Source organism: Psychroflexus sp. MES1-P1E, assembly GCF_002836055.1.
Taxonomy (GTDB): Bacteria; Bacteroidota; Bacteroidia; order Flavobacteriales; family Flavobacteriaceae; genus Psychroflexus.
In genome coordinates this window covers 1-1,216 of the sequence record NZ_PJBS01000295.1, presented here as the reverse complement: position 1 = coordinate 1,216, position 1,216 = coordinate 1, and the positions used below count along the sequence as shown (strand labels likewise).

Genomic DNA, 1,216 nt, shown 5'->3' with positions numbered 1-1,216 from the left:
ACCCGGCTAAGAAATCGTAGGGGAGTTTGAAACTCTGACCTTACAATTTTGCACTTAGCCAAGCCAAATATTTTTATAATTATTTTTCTTTTTTCGTTATCAAAATTTTGGTTTGGCGGTTTTCAATCGAAGCTCTAAACTACAATTTACCACCAAAAATCCCTATGTTTTTTAGCCATTGTTGTGCAACGTATTCTTTTTATTAGCCAAATATTGTCACTTTAGATTTGACTGGTTTTCCTTTAACTTTTGCAGGTGTCCATTCATTTAGGGACTTAATAAATAACTTAATTTTTTCAATTCCATCATCACTTTTTTCGTAATTAATAGATGCTTCAACTTCACTTACAGTTCCATCTTTGTTTACAAAAAAGTTTATACTGATATTTTCATTACTATTAGTTTGAACAATCTTGTTAATTCCAGTTTGAAGTAGTTTGATTGTTGATAGTCTTCCGTCATTGTAGTATGGGTAAGTAAAAGATTTGAAATTATTATCTTCATAATCTTTCGTCCACATACTATCAATAGAAAAAATAGATGCGGGAACTATTAAATAGTATTCATCAGGGATATTATGCACAAAATATTTGTCATCAATTTTATCATCTGATATGGTTTGAATAACATATTTACGGTCAGTTTTCCCAAGTATTTTAATCTCATATTCTAATGCTATATTTTCATAGACCAAGGGTGTCCAAGGATATATAACCCCAGGTTTGATTTTATCAGTCGTCCAGACTTCAACTGTAACCTGATTCCCGTGTTTTATAATAGACTTTTGACATTTATAACCTAAGATATCTTTGAATTCTTGGGTTTTGTTTATATCGGTATCTCCATAATTACTTGATAGAGCATTTTGTATAAGTTCCTTTGGTGTATAGTAAATGAAATATTTATCCTTTTCTATTCCAATCCAAGCCGCATCACTAATAAGCCCCAAAATTTCATTTGAGTTCTTATCGTAAATATATTTTCTGCCAGCACCACCAGCATATTCTTCATTAATTATCGCATTATTTTCATTAAATAATATTTCTAATTCCCAACTAGAGTTTGTTCCTTCTCCACTAATTGAATAAGTCAGTTTTCCTTGTGATAAATCAACTGAAGTGTCTTTAACTGTTGATACTTGTCCGTTACAACTGGTCAGTATAATTGCTATGAAAATTAATGTCAGTAATTTCAATTTATCTTGTTTTTTATGTTG

The 1,216-nt window shown here is 30.3% G+C and carries 1 protein-coding gene; it reads right to left on the bottom strand.

Annotated features, from left to right (window positions below; genetic code table 11):
• Positions 1–202: 202 nt before the first annotated feature.
• Positions 203–1,216, bottom strand: a 1,014-nt coding sequence (locus tag CXF67_RS09870; protein WP_219621036.1) for a DUF4412 domain-containing protein, incomplete at its 5' end; no start/stop codon positions are given.